We start from the raw sequence: 21,270 nt of genomic DNA, 5'->3' as shown, positions 1-21,270 counted from the left end.
GTACTGCATGTCGGGCCCCCAGGTCGAACTGAGTCCGTCCGCCCCCGGTTCGGGGGCGGACGGCGGTCCTACAGGGTGCTGCCGGCGGCGTCCATCGCCTTGAGGATGCGCTTCTCCGAGACGGGGGCCGGGGTGCCGAGCCCCTGGGCGAAGAAGCTCACCCGGAGCTCCTCGATCATCCAGCGGATCGCCCGGACCTCGGGCGAGGGCTCGCGGCCGGCCGGGACCTTCGCCAGCAGCTCGCCGTAGGCCTCCTGCACCTGCTGGACCTTGCCCAGGTGCAGCAGGTCGCGCTGCGGGTGGTTGGGCAGCGCCTCCAGGCGCCGGTCCACGGCGAGCAGATAGCGCTTCAGGTCGGGCAGCCGCTGCCAGCCGGTCTCGGTCACGAAGCCCGCGTGGATGAGCGAGGCCAGGTGCAGCCGGACGTCGTTGACCGCCGAGAGCAGCACCGGGCTGGAGACCGACTTCAGCCGGGTGGAGGCCTTGTGGAAGGCGATCAGCGCGCCGGCCGTCTTCAGGGTGGTGTCCGCGGACAGGTCGTAGAGGTCGGCCCGCACCTTGTCGTACAGCTTGGCGAAGGCCGCCTCGTCCCAGGCCGGGCCGCCGTTCACGGCCATCAGCCGGTCGGTGGCCGCCGCGACGATGTCCTCGAACAGCGCGGTGATCGAGCCGTGCGGGTTGTGGGAGAGGGCGAGCTTGGCCTGGTTGCCCAACCGGCCCTGGATGGATTTGGCGGGCGAGGGGACGGTGAGCATCAGCAGCCGCCTGCAGCCCGCCCACATTGCCCGTGCCTGCGCCTCGGGCGTGTCGAAGAGTCGGATGCCCACGCTCTCGCCCTCGTCCACCAGTGCCGGGTACGCGCGCAGCGAGTGCCCGCGCGAGCGCTGCTCGAAGGTGCGCTGGAGCACCGGCAGGTCGGCGGGCCAGGCGGTCAGGCCGGCGCGCTCGATGCCCCTGCCCGAGGCGGCGCTGGAGAGCGTCTCCTTCAGCTTGGGCTTCAGCTTCAGCCGCAGATCCTCCAGGTCCTTGGACTCGGCCAGCTTCCGCTTGCCGTCCACCACCCGGAAGGTCACCTTCAGGTGGTCGGGGATCCGGGAGTCGTCCCAGGCGTCCGCCGGGATCGGGATCGCCGACATCCGGTGCAGGATCCGCTCCAGGGTGGGCAGCAGCGGCTCCTGGCGGTCCTTCACCTGCTTCAGCGCGGCCGCCGCGAAGTCCGGGGCGGGGACGAAGTTGCGGCGGATCGCCTTGGGCAGCGAGCGGATGTACGCGGTGACCAGCTCCGCCCGCAGGCCCGGGATCTGCCAGTCGAAGCCCTCCGAGGTGACCTGGTTGAGCACCGGCAGCGGGATGTGCACGGTCACGCCGTCCGCGTCGCTGCCCGGCTCGAACTGGTAGGTCAGCTCGAAGCGCAGCTTGCCCTGCTGCCAGTAGTCCGGGTAGTCGGCCTCGGTGACGCCGTCAGCGGCGTCGTTGATCAGCATCGACTTCTCGAAGTTGAGCAGGTCCGGCTGCTCGTGCCGGGCCTTCTTCCACCAGGAGTCGAAGTGCCGGGTGGAGACGATCTCCTCGGGCAGCCGGGCGTCGTAGAAGTCGAACAGGGTCTGGTCGTCCACCATGATGTCGCGGCGGCGGGCCCGGTTCTCCAGCTCCTCGACCTCCGAGAGCAGCTTGCGGTTCTCGCCGAAGAACTTGTGGTGGGTCTCCCAGTCGCCCTCCACCAGCGCGTTTCGGATGAAGAGTTCGCGGCAGAGCGCGGGGTCGATCCGGCCGTAGTTGACCTTGCGCTGGGCGATGATCGGGACCCCGTAGAGGGTGACCTTCTCGTACGCCAGCACCGCGCCGGCCTTCTTCTCCCAGTGCGGTTCGCTGTACGTCTTCTTGATCAGGTGGCCGGCCAGCGGCTCGATCCACTCCGGCTCGATCTTCGCGTTGATCCGGGCCCAGAGCCGGGACGTCTCGACGAGTTCCGCCGACATCACCCAGCGCGGCGGCTTCTTGAACAGGCCGGATCCGGGGAAGACCGCGAAGCGGGCGCCGCGCGCGCCGCCGTACTCGCGCTTCTCCACGTCGAACAGGCCGATGTGCGAGAGCAGCCCGGAGAGCAGCGCCTGGTGGATCCGGTCGCCGTCAGGTTCGGCGTCCGGCAGCGGCTCGTCCACGATGACGCCCAACTGCTTGGCCACCGTGCGCAGTTGGTGGAAGATGTCCTGCCACTCGCGTATCCGCAGGTAGTTGAGGAACTCGGACTTGCACATCCGGCGGAACGCGGAGGAGGAGAGCTCGCGCTGCTGCTCCCTGACGTACCGCCACATCGACAGGTAGGAGAGGAAGTCGGAGGTCTCCGAGGTGAAGCGGCGGTGCCGGTCGTCGGCGGCCTGGCGCTTCTCGGCGGGGCGCTCGCGCGGGTCCTGGATGGAGAGTGCGGCCGCGATCACCATCACGTCGTGGACACAGCCCAGCCCGTCGGCGGTCAGCACCATGCGGGCCATCCGGGGGTCCACCGGGAGCTGGGCCAGCTTGCGGCCGAGGGCGGTCAGGCGCTTGCGCGGGTCCTTCTCGGCGGGGTCGAGGGCGCCGAGCTCGTGCAGGAGGTTGACGCCGTCCTTGATGTTGCGGGAGTCCGGCGGGTCCAGGAACGGGAAGGCGGAGATGTCGCCGAGGCCGGCCGCCGTCATCTGCAGGATGACCGAGGCCAGGTTGGTGCGCAGGATCTCGGCATCGGTGAACTCGGGACGGGAGAGGAAGTCCTCCTCCGAGTAGAGCCGGATGCAGATGCCGTCCGAGGTGCGGCCGCAGCGGCCCTTGCGCTGGTTGGCGCTGGCCTGGCTGACCGCCTCGATCGGCAGGCGCTGCACCTTGGTGCGGTGGCTGTAGCGGGAGATCCGGGCGGTGCCCGGGTCGATCACGTACTTGATGCCCGGGACGGTGAGCGAGGTCTCGGCGACGTTGGTCGCCAGCACGATCCGGCGGCTGCCCGAGCGCTGGAAGACCCGGTGCTGCTCGGCCGAGCTGAGGCGGGCGTAGAGCGGCAGGACCTCGGTGAACCGCAGGTTCAGTTTGTTCAGCGCGTCGGCGGTGTCGCGGATCTCGCGTTCGCCGGAGAGGAAGACCAGGATGTCGCCCGGCCCCTCGGCCTGGAGCTCCTGCACCGAGTCGCAGATCGCCTGGACCTGGTCGCGGTCCCGGTCGCCGTCCTCCTCGCCCTCGCCGTCCTCCAGGATCGGGCGGTAACGGACCTCGACCGGATAGGTGCGGCCGGAGACCTCGATGATCGGGGCGTCGTCGAAGTGCGCGGCGAACCGCTCCGGGTCGATGGTCGCGGAGGTGATCACGACCTTGAGGTCGGGGCGGCGGGGCAGCAGCTGCTTGAGGTAGCCGAGGATGAAGTCGATGTTGAGGCTGCGCTCGTGCGCCTCGTCGATGATCAGGGTGTCGTACTGGCGCAGCTCGCGGTCGGTCTGGATCTCCGCGAGCAGGATGCCGTCCGTCATCAGCTTGACCAGGGTGTCCTGGCCGACCTGGTCGGTGAAGCGGACCTTCCAACCGACCGCCTCGCCGAGCGGGGTCTTCAGTTCCTCGGCCACGCGTTCGGCCACTGTTCGGGCGGCGATCCGGCGCGGCTGGGTGTGGCCGATCAGGCCCTTGATGCCCCGGCCCAGCTCCAGGCAGATCTTCGGGATCTGGGTGGTCTTGCCGGAGCCGGTCTCGCCCGCGACGATCACCACCTGGTGGTCCCGGACCGCGGCGAGGATCTCGTCCTTCTTCTGGCTGACCGGCAGCTCCTGCGGGTAGCCGATCACGGGGACGGCCGCGCGGCGCGCCTGGACGCGGAGCTCGGCCTTGTCGATCTCCGCCGCCAGCTCCTCGGCGATCTTCTGCCGGGCCTCCGGCTTGCGGACCCGTCGTGCGCCGTCCAGCCGTCGGCCGATCCTCTGCTGGTCACGGATCGTGAGCTCGGGCAGGCGGGCGGCCAGCCCCCCGATGGTGGGCACATCGGCGGGCTGGGCTACGGGAGAACTCACTGCGGACATCCCTCTAGGTTCGCAAGGAGGCGCAGGCAGGCGCACCTCGGTTTTCGAGCTCCTCCAGTGTCACAGACCGCTCGGCGCTACGGCCGCGTGCCTTGCCCGGGGGCGGCGGCCCGCCCGCCCTCAGCCGGCAGCCGGGTCGATCCGGACGGTGCCTGCACGCCCTTGGGGCCGGCGGTTGATCGGTCGGGCGGGCGCTCCCGGTGGTGGCCGGCTTCCCGGCTTCGGGCTGCCGGAGTTCGCTGCCGGCGGAGCTGACGACTCACTACGCTGGGTGCCGTGACGACCGTCAAGTACCTCGCGGCCTGGCTGGCCGAGCGCACCCCGTCGCAGCTGGCCGAGCTGATGGAGCAGCGCGAACTTCCTTACGCGGGCAGGGTCGAAAGTATGGCCGAGCTGGCCGATCACCTGCTGATGGACCCGTCGGTCGACCTGGGGCTGCGCGAGATCGACCTCGGGGACCTTCAACTGCTCACCGCCGTAACGGCCCTGGCGGAGCGGCTGCACGGGCCGCTTCCCGCCGCACCGCGCGTTCCGCATCTGATCATGGGCTACGACGGATACCGGCCACGTCCGCACCTGCCCGCGGCCGATCCCGCCGAGCGGGCGGTGACACGGGAACAGCTCTTCCGGTTCCTGGAGCTCGATGCCGACGGCCGGGCCGTCGCCGAGGCCGCGCTGTCCCGGCTGGCCGAGCGGGCCCTGGTGCTGCCGCCGTTCGGGAGCAGGATCGTCGTCCCGATCCTGCTCCACCGTCGGTCCAGGGAGGCGAGCGGCTACGGCCGGCCGGCCGACCAGCTGCTGAGTGAGGCCTTCAACGCCCCGGAGGTCCACCGCGTCGCGCAGGGCCTGGGGCTCTCGAAGGCACGGACCCGCGACGAGGCGCAGCGGTGGATCGTCGCGGTGCTCCGTGACGGGGAGCGGGTGCGGTCCCTGGCCGCCGAGGCGCCTCCTGAGGCCCGGGAGCTGCTGAACAAGTTGGTCGCCGGCCCGCCGCTGTTGCGGACCCACTGCTTCGTCGCCCGCTATGTATTCGGCTACCAGGCGGGCGCCGAAGGCAAGTTCACCTTCCGCGAAGGCGGCTCGGGAGATCCGGGAACGGACTGGCTGGCCGCTCGCGCCCTCGTGCTGCCGGCTGGTGCGGACCTGGCGGAGCTGCCGTACGAGGTGGCCGACGCGCTGCGTGACCACGACCGCGTGCCGGAGTACGAGCCTTTCCCGCCCCCGGTCGCCGGTGCGGTGGAGATCCCCGTCGCCGTCGCCGTCGACGGCCAGGCGCAGGCCGCGATGGCCGAAGCCGTTTCCAGGGTCGAGCTGATGCTGCGCTGGATCGCGGAGCAGCCGCTCGCAGTGCGCAAAGCCGGTGGTATCGCAGTCCGGGACACCCGGCGCATGGCGAAGGCGGTCGGTGTGCCGGAGGAACAGGCCCGTCTGTGGCTCGATCTGGCCGCCAACGCGGACCTGATCACCCCCGTCGCCGAGGAAATGGAGAACGCTGCCAAGGGGCGGGCCCCGGCGCGTTCGGCGGTGCCCCGACCGTCCGTCCGGATGCTTCCCACCGGGCGGTACGAGAAGTGGCTGGCCTCCTCGCCCGCGCGGCGGCTGCTGCCGCTCGTCGCCACCTGGGCGGTGGTGCCCGAGGTGTTCACCCACTGGCCGGACGGGGACGACACCCCGGTCGCGCTGGTCAGCCCGCAGGACGTCGAGGCCGTCGAGGTGCGCCGCGCGGTGCTGGAGGCGCTGGCCACCCTGCCGGCCGGGCGCGGGGTCGGTACGCGCCGGGCCGACGGGGACGGGGGTTCCACTCCGGCCGGTCTCATGGCCACGGCGGCCTGGTTCCGTCCGGCCGTCATCGGTCGGGGCCCGTGGGAGGCCGATCGCATCGCCGCGACCCTGTCGGAGGCGGAGTTGCTCGGGGTCGTTGCCCACGGGGCGCTCAGCCCGGTCGGACACGCCGTCCTCGGGCTCTTGAACGCGGGCGCACACCGCCACTTCCCCGCCGTTCCGGGTGCCGGACCGGTGCTGCGTGACTACCCCGCTCTGGACGCCGCGGTCGGGCACCTGTCCGCGGTCCTGGACGCACTGCTGCCCGCGCCGCGGACCACCGCCCGTTTTCAGGCGGACCTCACGGCGGTGGTCGCCGGTGCGGCCGCGCCGGAGCTGACCGACCTGTTGTCCGGCTGTGCGGAGCGGGAATCCGAGGGCCATGCCGTGGTGTGGCGGGTCACCCCTGCAGCGGTCCGCCGGGCCCTGGACTCCGGGATGGACGCCGCGGACCTGCTGGCCCGGCTGACCGAGGTCTCGGAGGGTGGGCGGCCGCTTCCGCAGCCTCTCGAGTACCTGATCAAGGACACTGCGCGGACCCACGGTCGGATGCGCGTGGTGCGCTCGGCATGCTGCATCCGCTCCGACGACGAGGCGCTGGTACTCGAACTCTCCAAGGCCCGTGCGCTGTCCAAGCTCGGGCTGCGGCGGATCGCGCCGACCGTGCTGATCAGCACCGCCGGGCCCGAAGCGACCCTCGGCGCGCTGCGGGCCGCCGGTTACGCACCCGTGCTGGAGGCGGAGACCGGGACCACGGTCATCGAGCGGGTCCGCCAGGAGCGCGGCCCCAGCCACATGCCGTCACTGCCCAAGGCGCGGTCCCGCCGCGGCAGAGGACCGAGCACCGCCCTGGCGCTGGCCACCGCGCTGCTGGCCGACCGCTGACCCCGCGATCTCGGCGCGGCCGACGGGGCGCATCCCGAAGGCGCGTCAGATCGGAGCCGCGGCGCTCGGCCGAGCCGCCGGGCCGGCCGGGCCCCTGGGTGACGGTCTTCTGCCCGGCGTCGACCAACAAGTACAGCGGGATACCCATCAACGGGTAGTCGCGCACCTTCCCGACCCAGTCGTTCTCCGGGTTCGAGGGGGAAACCAGTTCGACGGCGACAGCGGCGAGCTCGGACGGGACCTGGTTGTCAGACGTTTCCAACCCAGGAGGCCCTGCGGGCCGACTGGGGACGGCAGGAGCAGGTGCGGCCAGCGAGCGGTCGAAGGAGACGGGTCCGGTGTTCACCAGGGGCGGGGTGCTGATCGAACCGGACAACCTCCGGCGGAGCCGGTACCCGCCCAGTGGTCGGCTCTCCTGAGCCGTTGACGTACGGGTAGGCGTACCAGGCATGCAGAAGGCCCCGGAGAGTGATCTCTCCGGGGCCTTCTTGCCTTTTCAGGCCGTTGTGGCCAGGGCCGGGGTCGAACCGGCGACCTTCCGCTTTTCAGGCGGACGCTCGTACCAACTGAGCTACCTGGCCGTACTGCACCGTCTCTTTCGAGACGAGCGATCCCGACGGGACTTGAACCCGCGACCTCCACCTTGACAGGGTGGCGAGCTAACCAACTGCTCCACGGGACCTTGCACGGTATTTCTCCGCGCAGGCCTTGCGGCACTGACTTTACTACGGTACTGCGTGCCCCCAACGGGATTCGAACCCGTGCTACCGCCTTGAAAGGGCGGCGTCCTGGGCCACTAGACGATGAGGGCTTGCGGCCCTTCCGGCTGTTATCCAGCGTTCGGGGACGTCGAGAAGCATATGGGATGCCGGGCGCGAACACCAAAACGGATTCCGTCCGGGCGAGGCGGACCGTCAGAACGGGCCGCACGGACGGGGTCGGGGTCAGGACCAGCCGAGCTCGTGGAGCTCGTGGTCGTCGAAGCCGAAGTGGTGGGCCACCTCGTGGATCACCGTGGTGCGGACCTCCTCGACGACCTGCTCGCGGGTCTCGCAGTGCCGCAGGATCGGGTCCCGGTAGATCAGGATGCGGTCCGGCAGCACGCCCGCGTACCACTCGCCGCGCTCGGTGAGCGGGGTGCCCTCGTACAGCCCGAGCAGGTCGGCGTGGTCCGGATCCGGTTCGTCCTCGACGAAGACGGCGATGTTGTCCATCATGGCCGCGAGCTGCGGGGGAATCTGGTCCAGGGCATCTGCGACCAGCGTCTCGAACTCGTCCCGGGTCATCTCCACCGACCCATTGTCGGACGACGGGTGACGCGTTGCCAGATGATCGGTGGCGGCGGTTCCGGTGGCGGGGCGGTCCCGGTGGGTGAGCGGCCGTGCGGGGCGGTGGTCCGGCGGTGATTCACTGGAGTGTGAGTTCACAGCAGAGCAGGCAGCAGGGGCGGGGGAGGGCCGTGCAGGTGAAGCGGCGGCCACCGGTCCTCCGCGGGCAGGGCCCGGCGGTGGCCGTGGTCGCGCTCGGCGGGATGCTCGGTTCCGCCGTACGGTACGCCGCCGGTCTGCTGTGGCCCACCGCGCCGACCGCCTTCCCATGGACCACGCTGGTGGTGAACGTCGTCGGCTGCGCGGTGATCGGCGCCTTCCTGGTGCAGATCACCGAGGGGCGGACGCCGCACCCGCTGCTGCGCCCGTTCTTCGGCACCGGTGTGCTGGGTGGGTTCACCACCTTCTCGACGTACGCGGTGGACGTGCGCCGCCTGGTCGGGCACGGGCAGACGGCGCAGGGGCTGGCGTACCTGGCGGGGACCCTGCTGGCCGCGCTGGCGGCCGTCTGGGGGGCGTCGGCGCTGACCCGGCGGCTGCGGGCGGTGTGGCAGACCCGGGGCGCGGCCAGGGCGGGCCTGTGGGCCGAGTCCCCGGCCGGTGAGGGTGAGCCCCGCGAGAGCGATCGGAGTGCGGAATGACCAGGCTGACGGGCGTCGCGCTGCGGCTGACGGTGTTCGTCGGGGAGAGCGACATCCGGCACCACCGGCCGCTGTACAGCGAGATCGTCCACCGGGCGCACGCCGCGGGGCTGGCCGGGGCCAGCGTTTTCCGGGGCATCGAGGGCTTCGGGGCCTCCTCGCTGGTCCACACCGCGCGGCTGCTGTCGCTCAGCGAGGACCTGCCGGTGGCGGTGGTGATCGTGGACACCGCCGAGCGGATCCGGGCCTTCCTGCCGCAGCTCGACGGACTGGTCGAGGAGGGGCTGGTGACGCTCGAGGAGTGCGAGGTCATCCGGTACGTCGGACGGAGCGGGTCGAAGGAGGCGGAATGAGTACCGCGACGCTGGTGAACTGGCTGCTGGTGCTCGCCGGGGCCGCCGTCGGTGCGCCGCTGCGCTATCTGACGGACCGTGCGGTGCAGGCCCGGCACGACACGGTCTTCCCCTGGGGGACCTTCGCGGTCAACGTCGGCGGCTGCCTGGTGCTGGGGCTGGTCACGGGAGCGGTGACCGCCGGAGCGGTCGGCTCGCAGGTGCAGCTGCTGCTCGGTACCGGCCTGTGCGGGGCGCTGACCACGTACTCCACCTTCTCGTACGAGACGCTCCGGCTGGTCGAGAGCGGGGCCGGGCTGCTCGCGGTGGCGAACGTGGCCGGGAGCCTGCTGGCCGGTCTCGGCGCGGTCTGGGCGGGGACCGGGCTGGCGGACGCGCTCTGGGCCTGAGCAGGGTCCCCGTCCGGCGGCGGACGCCGCCGGTTCACCCGTACGGCCCCGGGCCCGGTCCCGGTGCCGGACGGCCATCGACTCGGCCGCTGCCCGTGTCCGGGCGGCTCCGCGCGCGTTGGGCACCGTAAGCGGAGCGTGCGCGGGCGGCCGTCCCAGGCCGGCCCGGGCGGGGCGGGCAGGAGAGGTGGCTCGGTGATGGCAGGGCGGGTGGTCCGGGTGGTCGCGGGGGGCAGCGGGGGGCGCCGTCCGGGCGGGAGCGCGCGGGCGCGGGTGGCCGGCTCAGTGGTGCTGGCCCTGGCCGGGATGGGGATGGCCGGGTGCATGTCGGTCGGGGCGGGTTCCGCCGAACAGCCCGGCACGCAGCCGGTCGGGCAGACCGATGTGATCGGGAAGGCCGGAGCCAGCGGCGCGCCGGTCAAGGCCGGCAGCGGCCTGCGGGTGGAGCGTCCTGGTGAGCACGGTGCGTCCGGCGAGGCGCCGGCCGCCGGGGGTGCCGGGGGCGCGCCGGGAGCGCTGGCGCCCGGGGCCACCCCGCCGCCGGCCGCCGGGCAGCCGGGGTCGACGCCCGGCACGGAGCCGGGCGGTGCCCCGAGCGGGAGCCCGGAGACCCGTCCGAGTGCGCCGAAGCCTCCGGGCCCGCCGAGCGCGTCTGCGTCCGCCTCCTCGGCCGCCCCGCCCAGTACCGCCCCGAGCACGCCCGGGCCGCCACCCACGAAGACGCCGGACCCTTCGCCGAGCGGCAGCCAAACGGTGGCCCCGACCGGCGGATCCACTGGCCACTAGCGCTGTGGCCAGCGCATTTGCCTTGGATCCGGAGGTTCCTCTATGGTGGTAGATCGTTCGTTTGATCCATTTGACTGGCGCCCTGTTCCCATCTGGCGCCCTTGGCGCGTTCCGGCGATCCGTGGCTGACCGCATAGAGGCGGTTGTGAACAGAACCCCGGACTTAGGCGCGTGCCACTTCCGGAAGGTTTTGAATGTCTCTCATTGACGACGACCGCTTCGCCATGCCCGCGAACGGTTCGGACGCCGATGTTCCTGCCGCCGCCGACTCCACCGAGATCGCCGAGACCACCGACGCGGAGACCGCCGAGCCCACCGTCACCTTCGGTGACCTGGGCCTGCCGGACGAGGTCGTGCGCGCCCTCGCCAAGCGCGGCGTCACCACCCCGTTCCCGATCCAGGCCGCGACCATCCCGGACGCCCTGGCCGGCAAGGACGTGCTGGGCCGCGGCCGTACCGGCTCCGGCAAGACCCTGAGCTTCGGTCTGCCGCTGCTGACCCGCCTGGCCGACGGCGAGCGCACCAAGCCCAAGCACCCGCGCGGCCTGATCCTGGTGCCGACCCGCGAGCTGGCGATGCAGGTCGCCGACGCCCTGGAGCCGTTCGGCTCGGTGCTCGGCCTGCGGCTCAAGGTCGTCTGCGGCGGCACCTCGATGTCCAACCAGATCTACGCGCTGGAGCGCGGTGTCGACGTCCTGGTCGCCACCCCGGGCCGCCTGCGCGACCTGATCAACCGCGGCAGCGCCAAGCTGGACGACGTCCAGGTGGCCGTGCTCGACGAGGCCGACCAGATGGCCGACATGGGCTTCCTGCCCGAGGTCACCGAGATCCTCGACCAGGTTCCGGCCGGGGGCCAGCGCCTGCTGTTCTCCGCCACCCTGGAGAACGAGATCGACACCCTGGTCAAGCGCTACCTGAACGACCCGGTCACCCACGAGGTCGACCCGTCGGCCGGTGCCGTCACCACCATGACCCACCACATCCTCGTGGTGAAGCCCAAGGACAAGGCGCCGATCACCAACGCGATCGCCGCCCGCAAGGGCCGCACGATCATCTTCGTGCGCACCCAGATGGGTGCTGACCGGGTCGCCGAGCAGCTGATCGAGGCCGGCGTGAAGGCGGACGCGCTGCACGGCGGTATGACCCAGGGCGCCCGTACCCGGGTTCTGGGCGACTTCAAGGACGGCTACGTCAACGTCGTGGTCGCCACCGACGTCGCCGCCCGCGGTATCCACGTGGACGGCATCGACCTGGTCCTCAACGTGGACCCGGCCGGCGACCACAAGGACTACCTGCACCGCTCCGGTCGTACCGCCCGCGCGGGCCGCTCCGGCACCGTCGTCACCCTGGTGCTGCCGCACCAGCGCCGCAGCGTCTTCCGCCTGATGGAGGACGCCGGCGTCGACGCCGGCCGCCACATCCTGGACCACGCCTTCGACCCCGAGGTCGCCAAGATCACCGGCGCCCGTTCGCTGATCGAGGTCCAGGCCGAGTCCGCCTCGGGCATCGCCGGTGCCGCCGAGCGTGAGGTCGCCGAGATGACACGCCAGCTGGAGCGGGCCCAGAAGCGCGCTGCCGAGCTGCGCGAGGAGGCCGACCGGCTGGCTGCCCGGGCCGCCCGCGAGCGGGCCGAGCTGGGCATCGAGGACGAGGTCGAGGCCGCCGCCGAGGAGGCCAAGGCCGACGCTGCCGAGACCGAGACCGAGACCGCCGCTCCGGCGGCCGAGGCCACCCGTACCCCGTCGTACCGCGAGGCGCGCGGCGAGCGTGCCTCCTACGGCGACCGCGACCGTGGGCGTGAGGACCGCGGCTTCGGCCGGGACCGCGACCGGGAGCGTCCGTCCTTCGGCCGCGACCGCGGTGACCGCGGCTTCGGCCGGGACCGGGACGAGCGCGGTGGCCGTCCGCAGGGCGGGTTCAACCGCGACGACCGTGGTGGCCGTTCCTTCGGCGACCGGGACCGCGGTGAGCGTGGCTTCGGCCGTGACCGCGATGAGCGTGGTGGCCGTTCCTTCGGTGACCGTCCGGCCCGTTCGTTCGGCGACCGCCCGTCCTTCGACCGCGACCGCGGTGACCGCGGTGGCCGTCCGCAGGGCGGGTTCAACCGCGACGACCGTGGCGGCCGTTCCTTCGGCGACCGGGACCGCGGTGACCGTGGCTTCGGCCGTGACCGCGATGAGCGTGGTGGCCGTTCCTTCGGTGACCGTCCGGCCCGTTCCTTCGGCGACCGTCCGGCCTTCGACCGCGACCGCGGCGGCAACACCCGTCCGTTCGCCCGCCGTGACGACCACCGCTCCGGTGGCCGTCCGCAGGGCGGCTTCAACCGCGACGACCGCGGCGGCCGCTCCTTCGGCGACCGCGACTCGCGTGGCGGCAGCTACAACGGCGGTGACCGCAAGCCGCGTTGGAAGAACTGACGCACCGCGCTGAGCTCCGGCCGGGCCCGCTCCACTTCGGTGGGGCGGGCCCGGCCGCGTTGCGCCCGAAACTCCGTGGTGGCGCGGCGCCGGCTCAACTACGGTCGCCGACATGAGCAGTAGGTTGCACCAGATCGCGGTCGTGAACGAGGAGATCGCGGAGCGCGGCAGCTACCGGGCGGACGGCACCGGAGCAGTCGTGGAGATCGGCGGGCTGCTGGCCGCCGCCCGGGCCGGGACGGTCTCGTACGGGCCTGCGGAGGTGGTCGGGGGCATCGGCCGGGGTCCGTTCACCGGGGCGCCCGAGGTCACCGCCGAGGGGAGCATGCAGGCGGCCCGGCGGCTGGTGGAGGAGGGCGGCGAGCACGTCGGCGTGCTCAACTTCGCCTCCGCGCGGAACCCGGGCGGCGGGTACCTGCGGGGCGCCCGCGCGCAGGAGGAGGACCTCTGCCGCAGCGCGCTGCTGTACCACTGCCTGCTCGCCGCCCCCGACTACTACGAGGCGCACCGGGCCTCAGCGGACCTCCGCTACAGCCACCGGGTGATCTTCTCCCCGCGGGTACCGGTGATCCGGCAGGGCAACGGCGCGCTGCTGGCGCGGCCCCACACGGTCTCCTTCCTCACCTCGCCGGCGCCCAATGCCGGTCAGCTGGCCCTGCGCGCGGGCGGTACTCCGGTGGACGTGCGGGGAGTGCTGGCCGAACGGGCCGAGCGGGTGCTCGCGGTGGCGGCGCGCCACGGGGTGCGGGAGCTGGTGCTCGGCGCCTGGGGCTGCGGGGTCTTCCGCAACGACCCGGCGGAGGTCGCGGCGGCGTTCGAGCATGCGCTGGGGGCGTACGGCGCGGCGTTCACGCGGGTGGTGTTCGCGGTGTGGGACCGGGCCGCGGTGTCCGTGAACCGTACGGCCTTCGAGCGGCGCTTCGGCAGGTCGGCCGGCTGAGCTCCCCTGCCGGGGCGCTCGGCCGCTCGGACGGATCCCGGGCACCGGGGCGCTCAGCGACGGGTGGCGATCACCGAGGCGGCCACGACGACGCCGGTGACCGCGAAGACGGAGGGCCAGGCGCCGATCTTCTTCGCGAGCGGGTGCGAACCGCCGAAGGCGGCGACGTAGAGACCGGTCAGGGCAGCGGCCGTACCGGTGCCGGCCTGCCGCTGCCACTGGTACGCCGAGGCGGCTCCCGCCGCCGCCAGGACCGCCCCGCCCAGCTCGCGCCGGCCACTCCAGCGTGCGGTCCCGTACCCGCCGATGAGACCGGCCGCCGCCACCGCCGCTGTCGGGATCTTCGCCATCGTCCAACTCCTCAGGTGCGCTGTTCCTCGGATTTCCGATGAACCTAACGCGCGCCCGGCGTGGGGAGTGCCGCGGCTCAGCCGGTCAGGGCCGCTCACCCGGTCAGCGTCGCTCGGCCGGTCCTATCCGGTCAGGGCCGTGCGGAGGGCGGTGAGTTCGCCGGTGGTCACACCATGGGCGCGGAGGAAGGACTCCACGGAGCCGTGCAGCTCGTGCAGCCGGTCCAGGGCGTCGAGCAGACACTCGGCGGTGACGGGACGGGAGAGGCGTTCCGCACCGGTCTCGTCGGTGTACGGGACGGGCCCGTCGAGCAGGCCCAGGCCCGCGTTGGAGCGGAGGAAGCCGGCGGTGATGTCGGCCTCGGCGGCACCGAGCAGGCGCTGCAGGACGGCGGTGGTGAGGCCGGTGCGGTCCTTGCCGACCGCGCAGTGGACCAGGGCCGGGAGCGCGCCCGGGGAAGCCAGGTGCCGGACGAGGGCGGCGATCGAGGGACCGGCGGTCTCGGCCATGTAGAGGTAGAGCGCGGCCTGGTCGTCCGGCCAGGGCCGCTCGTCGCCGTGGCGCTCCGGGAGGGTCGGCAGGTTGAGGGTGGTCAGGTCGAGACCGTGGAGCTCGTCCGGCCAGTGCGCCAGCTCCACGGCGCCGCGGAGGTCCACGACGGATCGGATGCCCAGGGCCTTGAGGCGCTGTGCGCCTTCCGGGGTCAGCTGGTTGAGCGAGCCGGAACGGTAGAGCCGTCCCGGGCGGATCGGTCCGATGGCCGCGTCGCGGAGGTTCCGGACGCCGGGGATGTCGAGGAAGGGTGACGCTGCGTCGGAGTCGCACAGGCTCATGCCCGCCACGGTAGCCCGCCGGGGTGTCCAGCGCGGGGCGTTCGGGATGAACGGTGGGCGTCGGTGCCGTCGGGGACCGCTGCCGGCAGTGTCCGCCGGTGCCGCCGCCCGGTGTTCAGCGCCCGCCGGAGAGGTCGAGGAAGGTGCCGGTGGCGTACGAGGCGGCGGGGGAGAGCAGCCAGAGGATGGCCTCGGCGACCTCCTCGGGCCGGCCGCCGCGGCCCATCGGCAGGCTGGGGGCGATCCGGTCCACCCGGCCCGCTTCGCCGCCGAGCGCATGGATGCCGGTGTGGATCAGGCCCGGCCGGACGCAGTTGACCCGGATGCCCTCGCGGGCGACCTCCAGGGCCAGTCCGCGGGTCATGGTGTCGAGGGCGCCCTTGGCGGCGGCGTAGTCCACGTACTCGTTCGGCGCGCCGAGGCGGGCGGCGGCGGAGGAGACGTTGACGATCGCACCGCCGCTGCCGCCGTACCGGGTGGACATCCGGCGGACGGCCGCACCCGCGCACAGGAACGGCCCGGTGATGTTGGCCGACCAGGTCCTGGCCAGCCGCTCCCCGTCCAACTCGTCCAGGCGGCACTGCGTCTCCAGCGTGCCCGCGTTGTTGACCAGGCCGGTCAGCGGCCCGAGTTCGTCGTCCACGGTGCGGAACAGCCGCTCCACCTCGGCACTTCGGCTGACGTCGGCCCGGACGGCGAGCGCGGTACCGCCGGCCTCGCGGATCCCGGCCACCACGGCGGCCGCCGCGGCCTCGTCCGCACGGTAGTTGACGCACACGTGGTACCCACGGGCGGCGGCGAGCTTGGAGGTGGCGGCGCCGATACCGCGGCTGCCGCCGGTGACCAGTACGACCTCGGACATGCTGGAGCCTTTCGATACCGGCTGGGTGCACTGCTCGGGCCACCGTAGTCCACATGGCGGAAGTGTCCGACCGAGGAGGGGACTTGGGGCGGTCGTGCCGCCGTGAACGCCGAACCCCGCACGGGATCGATCGCCGAGTCTCACACCGGATCGATCGCCGGGCCGGGCGTGCGTGGGCGCGGCCGGGCGCGCCCGAGTGCGACTACCCGTCGTCGGAACTCTCAGGCAGATCCCGGCCGCTGGCGGCCCGGAGCGCGGCGATCTTCGGAGCGCGGCTCTTGGGCGAGTCGAGGCTGAACCCCCGGGCGTCGCCCAGCTGGTCGCGGACGAAGGCCTCGGTGCGGGCGATGGTGTCGCGCAGCTGGGTGTCGGCCGGGACGAACAACTGGTGCACGATCTCGCGCTGTTCGGTGTCGTACTCCCAGAAGCCGATGATCCGGCCGCGGTCCACCACGATGTGCGTCTGCGGGTCGGCCTCGCTGCCGAAGCTCCGTCCGGCCTCGGCCCCGGGCGCCGGGCGGTCGGCGTCGGCCTCGTCGACCAGCCGGGACAGGTCCCGGTGCAGCAGGTGCAGGCCGTCGATGCCGGCGAGCAGCGCGTAGGACGGCGTGGCGGGTACGGTGAAGGCGGTGAGCTCATCGGCGAGTTCGGGGCTGATCAGGAGGTCGGTGCCGGGCAGGGGGGTCAGGCCGAGGGTGGCGACGGCCTGCTTCGCGGTGGCCGCGGGGAAGCCGGAGAACCAGCGGAAGTTCTTCAGCGAGGCGGGGGCCGCCCAGGAGAAGTACCGCTGTGCGAGCTCGGCGGCGGACCCCTTGACCGTCTGGTCCCAGCTGACGTAGCCGTAACGCTGCTGGTCCAGGCGCCCGTTGACCGGTACCCGGCGGATCCGGCCGCGGGCCTGCATCAGCCCGAGGGCCAGCGGCAGGGTGGTGGTCAGCCCGCGCTTCTTGCCCGCCTCGCCGAGGCCGCGGACGGCGCCCCCGGCGGCCTCGCGGATCGCGGCCGGTGGCAACGGCACTGACCCGTCCAGGAGTTGGCCGATCCGCAGGCAGAGCTTCTCGATCTCGTCCCGGCTCACCCCCAGGTGCTTGACCGCCGCGGCGAGCTCGCCCTCGGGCGCGGCGGCGCCGACGGCCAGGCCGAGCGCGAAGTCGGCCGCCGGAAGGACGTAGGTGCAGCCCCGGGCGGACGGGAGTTCGTGCACCTGCAGCGCGGCGACGGCGGCGTCGACGGCCTCCCGGCCCAGGCCGGCCCGGGCGAACAGCCCGAGGTACGGGGCGGCGCCGCCGACCGAGCGGGCCCAGCCGGTGGCGGCCAGCACCTCGGCGGCCGAGGCGTCCTGGTGCGTGCCGTCCAGCCACTGCCGATGCGCCCACCAGGCACGGAGTGCGGCTGCCGGGATCTCGCTGTTCGCCATGCGGTCCAGTATCGGCGCGGGACGGCGGGGGTTCGGGGACCGACGTGCCGGGGCCGACGGGCCGGATCGACGTGCCGGGCGAGCGCACTCCCGTGGCCCGGCACCGGGAATTCGTTCGCACTTGGCGCGCCGAGCGGGGAGACTGCCGACATCCCGACATCCGTCACCGCGCCGAGGGGGCGGTCCACCCGTGCACATACTGCTCTCCGGCATCGTCGGCTCCACCGCCTACGGCCTCGCGCACGCCGGTTCGGACATCGACCGGCTCGGCCTGTTCGCCGCGCCCACCGAGCAGTTCCACGGTCTGCACCGCCCGACGGAGTCACAGGTCACCACCGCCCCCGACCGCACCCTGCACGAGGCGGCGAAGTGGTGCCGGCTCGCCCTGAGCTGCAACCCGACCGCCGCCGAACTGGCCTGGCTGCCCGCCGAGCTGTACGAGGTGCGGACGCCGCTCGGCGAGGAACTGATCGGGATCCGGCGCTCCTTCCTGAGCGAGCGCGCGGTACGGAACTCCTATCTCGGCTACGCCACCCAGCAGTTCAGGAAACTGAGCAGCCGCGACCCGTCCGACGAGACGTCCCGGCGGCGGGCCGCCAAGCACGCCAGGCATCTGGTCAGGCTGGTCCGGCAGGGACTGGCACTGCACGAGACCGGCGAACTGCGGATCCGGCTCACCGACCCCGAGCGGGTCCGCGAACTCGGCGAACGCTGCGCGGACCGCCCGGAGCTGGCCGCCGGCCTGCTCGCCGACGCGGAGTCCCGGTTCGACCGCTCCGGCGTCCTTCCGGCCGCGCCCGACGAGGGACCCGCCGAATCCTGGCTCCGCCGCGTCCGCCTGGCCCACCTGCCCTCCCCCGCCTGACCGCCCCGAACGCCCGCACCCGGCAGGAAAACCGGGCCGGCCCGGGCAAACCACTGGCCAACCGCCGGTGATCTCCGGGTAGGATCACCCTGGCAGGTGCTCTACCACCGCGGTGGAGCGCGAGCTGGCGGGCCGCTAGCTCAATTGGCAGAGCTGCGGACTTTTAATCCGTAGGTTCAGGGTTCGAGCCCCTGGCGGCCCACCATTTCGAGGGCCGGGTCGGAGCGCGTTCGACCCGGCTGCTCCATTTCCCGGGCGCGCGATCGCCGTGAGGCTCCCGGATCGCCCTGAGGCTCCGCTCTCTCCGCAGTCGGCGGTGCGGCGTGGACCCGGGGCCTCGGCCCCCGATCTGACAGGGCGACAGGCCGGCGGTGCCCGTCCGGTAGGTTGCCCGGATGCCGTCCGTTGCGTACGAGAGTGATCGCCGTGCCGAGATCGAGGCGCTCCGGGAGTTCCTGCGGGCCTCTCCCGAGCGGTGGGCGGAGTTGGCGCCGCGGCTGGTGGAGCAGGTGGGTGCCGATCGGCTGGAGCGGATCGTGGCGGCCACCCGGGAGCGGCTGGGCGGCTTCCACGAGGTGTCCGACAGCCCGGAGGGGCTGGTGGTCGAGGGGCCGGGCGGCCGGGTCCTCGCGTGGGTGCACGTCGGCCGGGACGGTCTGATCACCGGTCTGCTGATCTCCCCGGTGCAGCAGCGGCGCAGGAGGCTTCCACTGGCGGTGGGCCGCAGTGGCGGCCGGGTCGCCTGCTTCCTGCTGGCCGGCTTCCTGGTCTTCTGGTGCTGGACCGCGCCGGACGTCCTCGGCTGGACCGGCGCGGTGTTCGCGCTCGCCTGCGGGGGCGTCCTGATCGAGGGCTTCGGCAACGCGGCGATGGAGCCGTGGTGGGTCCGCCGGCCGGTCCAGGCCGGCGCCCTGGTGGCGCTGGGCTCGGCCTGTCGGCTGCCCGGACTGCCCCTGGGCGGCCACTGGCTGCAGCTCGCGTCCGCCGCGGTGCCGCTCGCGGTGAGCGGGGTCGCGCTGGTCAGGTCCCGCCGGCACAGCTGGGGGACGGGTCCGGCGGTGCCGCTGGCCCGGTTCCCGCTGCGCGGCAGCTGGTACGTCGGCCAGGGCGGGGGTCGGGGGCTGAACCACCACGTCGACGTGGACGAGCAGCGCGGTGCCGTCGACCTGGTCCAGCTGGGCCGAAGCGGCACCTACCGGGGCGACCCCCGGCTGCTCACCTCCTACCACGCCTACGGGGCAGAGGTGTTCGCCCCGTGCGACGGGCTGGTCGTCGCGGCGGTCGACGGGCTGCCGGACCAGGTCCCCGGTGTCATCCGGTACGGGCCGCTGTACGGCAACCACGTCTTCATCGACACCGGTACGGAGACCGTCAAGCTCGCCCATCTGCGTCCCGGCACCGTACGGGTGGCCGTCGGCGAGCAGGTCAGGGCGGGGCAGCCGCTCGGGCAGGTCGGGAACTCCGGCAACAGCAGTGAGCCCCATCTGCACCTCCATGCCGAGCGCCACGGGGAGGGTCTGGACCTCGTGTTCGCGGACGTCGGCCCGCGGCTCCACCGGGGGCGTACGGTCCGCGCCTGACCCCGTCTCCGCCGCGTCGCCGCGCGGAAGCGCCCCTCCGGTGGCAGGATCGGGCGGCTGCGGTCAGGGTGGGCGACGGGGGTCACCACGAGGGAGACGAGATGCCCGAAGTTACCGAGAAGTACGCGCCCGGTACCCCGTGTTGGGTGGACCTGATGGCGCCCGAGCAGCAGGCCGCGCTCGATCTGTACCGGGACCTGTTCGGCTGGCAGGGCGAGGCCGGCCCGGCGGAGTTCGGCGGCTACGCGATGTGCACGCTGAACGGGAAGCCGGTCTGCGGCATCGGCCCCGCGATGGCTCCCCCCGGGCAGCCGGCCCCGCCCACCGTCTGGACCACGTACCTCTCGACCGACGACGCGGACGCCACCCAGGCGGCCATCACCGCCAACGGCGGCAGTGTGATGGTGCCGGTGATGGACGTCGGCACGGTCGGCCGGATGCTGATCGCGAGCGACCCGACCGGCGCGGTGTTCGGTGTCTGGCAGCCGGTGGACTTCTTCGGCGCGCACGTGGTCAACGAGCCCGGTGCGCTCACCTGGAACGAGCTGCACACCGGGGACCTGGCCAAGGCGAAGACCTTCTACCGGGCGGTCTTCGGCGCCGAGATCGAGCCGATGGGCATGCCGGAGGCGGGCGACTACCACGTGATCAAGGTGGGTGACCGTCCGGTCGGCGGCGTCGCCAACCTGGCCAACGACCCGCCCGGCATGCCCGCGCACTGGCTGACCTACTTCTCGGTGGACGACGTGGACAGCACGGTGGACGCGCTGGTGAAGCGCGGCGGCGATGTGCTGGCCCCGCCGTTCGACATGGGGGCCGGGCGGATGACGGTGGTCTCCGACCCGCAGGGCGCCATCTTCGCGATGATCAAGCCGAAGCCGATGCAGTAGGACCGGTCGGTCCAAGGACCCCCTCGGCAAGCCGCCGGAGCCGCCCGTTCGCGACGCGCAGAGATGGCGCAAATGGGCGGCTTCGAGCGCCGCTTCGCGCCACACTGGCAAGCATGTTGGGACTTCCGGACCACATCCGAGCATTCCTCTTCGACCTCGACGGAGTGCTGACACAGACCGCGAAGGTGCACGCGGCGGCCTGGAAGGACATGTTTGACTCCTTCCTGCGGGCCGAGGCCGAGCGCACCGGCGAGGAGTTCGTCCCGTTCGACCCGGTCGAGGACTACGACGCCTACGTCGACGGCCGGCCCAGGCTGGACGGCACCCGGGAATTCCTCGCCTCCCGGGGCATCCGGCTGCCCGAGGGCACCCCGGCCGACCCGCCGGGCACCCGTACCGTCCAGGGGCTGAGCGCCGTCAAGAACCTCACCGTGCTGCGCATGATCCAGGAGCAGGGCGTGCAGCCGTACCCGGGCTCGGTGGACTACCTGCACCGGCTGCGGGTGCTCGGCCTGCCGCGCGCGGTGGTCTCCTCCAGCGCCAACTGCCGGGACGTCCTGCGGGCCGCGGGCATCGACGGGCTGTTCGACGTGGTGATCGACGGGGTGGTCGCCAAGCGCGAGAACCTGCCGGGCAAGCCCGCGCCCGACACCTACCTGGCCGCCGCCCGGGCCCTGAGGGTCCCGCCCGAGCACGCCGCCGTCTTCGAGGACGCCCTCGCAGGGGTGGCCTCCGGGCGGGCCGGCGGCTTCGGCGCGGTGGTCGGCGTGGACCGGGTCGGACAGGCCGACGCACTGCGCGAACACGGTGCGACCATCGTGGTCAAGGACCTCGCCGAACTGATCGGGCCCGACACGGGAACGGACGAGGGGAGTTAG

At 72.8% G+C, this 21,270-nt stretch carries 16 protein-coding genes, 4 tRNA genes and 1 pseudogene; 11 read left to right on the top strand and 10 right to left on the bottom strand.

Annotation, left to right across the window (positions count from 1 at the left end; genetic code table 11):
* Positions 1–68: 68 nt before the first annotated feature.
* Positions 69–4,034 carry an ATP-dependent RNA helicase HrpA gene (hrpA, locus tag ACWDAK_RS20265; protein ID WP_427394323.1) on the bottom strand — a complete coding sequence of 1,322 codons (3,966 nt, stop codon included), beginning with the start codon at positions 4,032–4,034 and terminating at the stop codon, positions 69–71.
* A gap of 276 nt (positions 4,035–4,310) precedes the next feature.
* Here hrpA and ACWDAK_RS20260 point away from each other — a divergent pair, with 276 nt between their 5' ends.
* The gene (locus ACWDAK_RS20260; protein ID WP_344637350.1) at positions 4,311–6,740 is read left to right on the top strand and encodes a helicase-associated domain-containing protein; all 2,430 of its coding nucleotides are present in this window, start codon (positions 4,311–4,313) and stop codon (positions 6,738–6,740) included.
* Between the two features lie 97 nt (positions 6,741–6,837).
* Here ACWDAK_RS20260 and ACWDAK_RS20255 read toward each other — a convergent pair.
* The 5 genes and pseudogenes from ACWDAK_RS20255 to ACWDAK_RS20235 form a co-directional block, all read right to left on the bottom strand.
* A pseudogene (locus ACWDAK_RS20255) lies at positions 6,838–6,981 on the bottom strand (Uma2 family endonuclease); the annotation flags it as partial.
* Positions 6,982–7,247: 266 nt separating this feature from the next.
* A tRNA-Phe gene (locus ACWDAK_RS20250) sits at positions 7,248–7,321 on the bottom strand.
* Positions 7,322–7,348: 27 nt separating this feature from the next.
* Positions 7,349–7,422: transfer RNA gene (locus ACWDAK_RS20245), tRNA-Asp, on the bottom strand.
* A 56-nt stretch (positions 7,423–7,478) separates the two neighbouring features.
* Positions 7,479–7,551, bottom strand: a tRNA-Glu gene (locus ACWDAK_RS20240).
* 133 nt (positions 7,552–7,684) lie between these two features.
* Positions 7,685–8,026 (bottom strand): metallopeptidase family protein, encoded by a 342-nt coding sequence (locus ACWDAK_RS20235; protein ID WP_427394337.1) that lies wholly within the window; start codon positions 8,024–8,026, stop codon positions 7,685–7,687.
* A gap of 173 nt (positions 8,027–8,199) precedes the next feature.
* On the opposite strand from ACWDAK_RS20235, the gene crcB (ACWDAK_RS20230) reads away from it, so the two are divergent.
* The 5 genes from crcB (ACWDAK_RS20230) (at position 8,200) to ACWDAK_RS20210 (ending at position 13,594) form a co-directional block, all read left to right on the top strand.
* Positions 8,200–8,709 carry a fluoride efflux transporter CrcB gene (crcB, locus tag ACWDAK_RS20230; protein WP_344637349.1) on the top strand — a complete coding sequence of 170 codons (510 nt, stop codon included), beginning with the start codon at positions 8,200–8,202 and terminating at the stop codon, positions 8,707–8,709.
* Positions 8,706–9,062: a DUF190 domain-containing protein gene (locus tag ACWDAK_RS20225; protein ID WP_344637348.1), complete on the top strand. Its 357-nt coding sequence runs from the start codon at positions 8,706–8,708 to the stop codon at positions 9,060–9,062. The genes crcB (ACWDAK_RS20230) and ACWDAK_RS20225 overlap by 4 nt, the downstream gene beginning before the upstream one ends.
* A gap of 14 nt (positions 9,063–9,076) precedes the next feature.
* Positions 9,077–9,451 (top strand): fluoride efflux transporter CrcB, encoded by a 375-nt coding sequence (crcB, locus tag ACWDAK_RS20220; protein WP_427394338.1) that lies wholly within the window; start codon positions 9,077–9,079, stop codon positions 9,449–9,451.
* Positions 9,452–10,431: 980 nt separating this feature from the next.
* The gene (locus ACWDAK_RS20215) at positions 10,432–12,654 is read left to right on the top strand and encodes a DEAD/DEAH box helicase (protein ID WP_427394324.1); all 2,223 of its coding nucleotides are present in this window, start codon (positions 10,432–10,434) and stop codon (positions 12,652–12,654) included.
* Positions 12,655–12,766: 112 nt separating this feature from the next.
* A complete protein-coding gene (locus ACWDAK_RS20210) occupies positions 12,767–13,594 on the top strand; it encodes a TIGR02452 family protein (protein ID WP_427394325.1) in 828 nt (275 codons plus the stop codon).
* A gap of 53 nt (positions 13,595–13,647) precedes the next feature.
* Here the strand turns inward: ACWDAK_RS20210 and ACWDAK_RS20205 are convergent, their stop codons facing one another.
* The 4 genes from ACWDAK_RS20205 to ACWDAK_RS20190 all read right to left on the bottom strand — a co-directional run bounded on the left by ACWDAK_RS20205 (position 13,648) and on the right by ACWDAK_RS20190 (position 17,057).
* Complete coding sequence (locus ACWDAK_RS20205; protein WP_344637345.1) at positions 13,648–13,944, bottom strand: hypothetical protein; 297 nt, start codon at positions 13,942–13,944, stop codon at positions 13,648–13,650.
* Positions 13,945–14,067: 123 nt separating this feature from the next.
* Positions 14,068–14,778, bottom strand: a complete 711-nt coding sequence (locus tag ACWDAK_RS20200) for a tyrosine-protein phosphatase (protein WP_427394326.1) — start codon at positions 14,776–14,778, stop codon at positions 14,068–14,070.
* Between the two features lie 115 nt (positions 14,779–14,893).
* A complete protein-coding gene (locus ACWDAK_RS20195; protein WP_427394327.1) occupies positions 14,894–15,640 on the bottom strand; it encodes an SDR family oxidoreductase in 747 nt (248 codons plus the stop codon).
* A 202-nt stretch (positions 15,641–15,842) separates the two neighbouring features.
* Positions 15,843–17,057: a DNA glycosylase AlkZ-like family protein gene (locus tag ACWDAK_RS20190; protein ID WP_427394328.1), complete on the bottom strand. Its 1,215-nt coding sequence runs from the start codon at positions 17,055–17,057 to the stop codon at positions 15,843–15,845.
* Positions 17,058–17,247: 190 nt separating this feature from the next.
* On the opposite strand from ACWDAK_RS20190, the gene ACWDAK_RS20185 reads away from it, so the two are divergent.
* The 5 genes from ACWDAK_RS20185 (at position 17,248) to ACWDAK_RS20165 (ending at position 21,270) form a co-directional block, all read left to right on the top strand.
* Positions 17,248–17,922: a nucleotidyltransferase domain-containing protein gene (locus ACWDAK_RS20185; RefSeq protein WP_344637341.1), complete on the top strand. Its 675-nt coding sequence runs from the start codon at positions 17,248–17,250 to the stop codon at positions 17,920–17,922.
* Between the two features lie 129 nt (positions 17,923–18,051).
* Positions 18,052–18,127, top strand: a tRNA-Lys gene (locus tag ACWDAK_RS20180).
* Positions 18,128–18,317: 190 nt separating this feature from the next.
* On the top strand, positions 18,318–19,502 hold the full coding sequence (locus ACWDAK_RS20175) for a M23 family metallopeptidase (protein WP_427394329.1): 1,185 nt from the start codon (positions 18,318–18,320) through the stop codon (positions 19,500–19,502).
* 101 nt (positions 19,503–19,603) lie between these two features.
* On the top strand, positions 19,604–20,392 hold the full coding sequence (locus ACWDAK_RS20170) for a VOC family protein (RefSeq protein WP_344637324.1): 789 nt from the start codon (positions 19,604–19,606) through the stop codon (positions 20,390–20,392).
* Positions 20,393–20,505: 113 nt separating this feature from the next.
* Positions 20,506–21,270 carry an HAD family hydrolase gene (locus ACWDAK_RS20165; protein ID WP_344637323.1) on the top strand — a complete coding sequence of 255 codons (765 nt, stop codon included), beginning with the start codon at positions 20,506–20,508 and terminating at the stop codon, positions 21,268–21,270.

It is taken from the genome of Kitasatospora sp. NPDC001175 (assembly GCF_053598215.1).
Note: the sequence above shows the minus strand (reverse complement) of the source record. Positions and strands in the feature narration are given on the sequence as shown.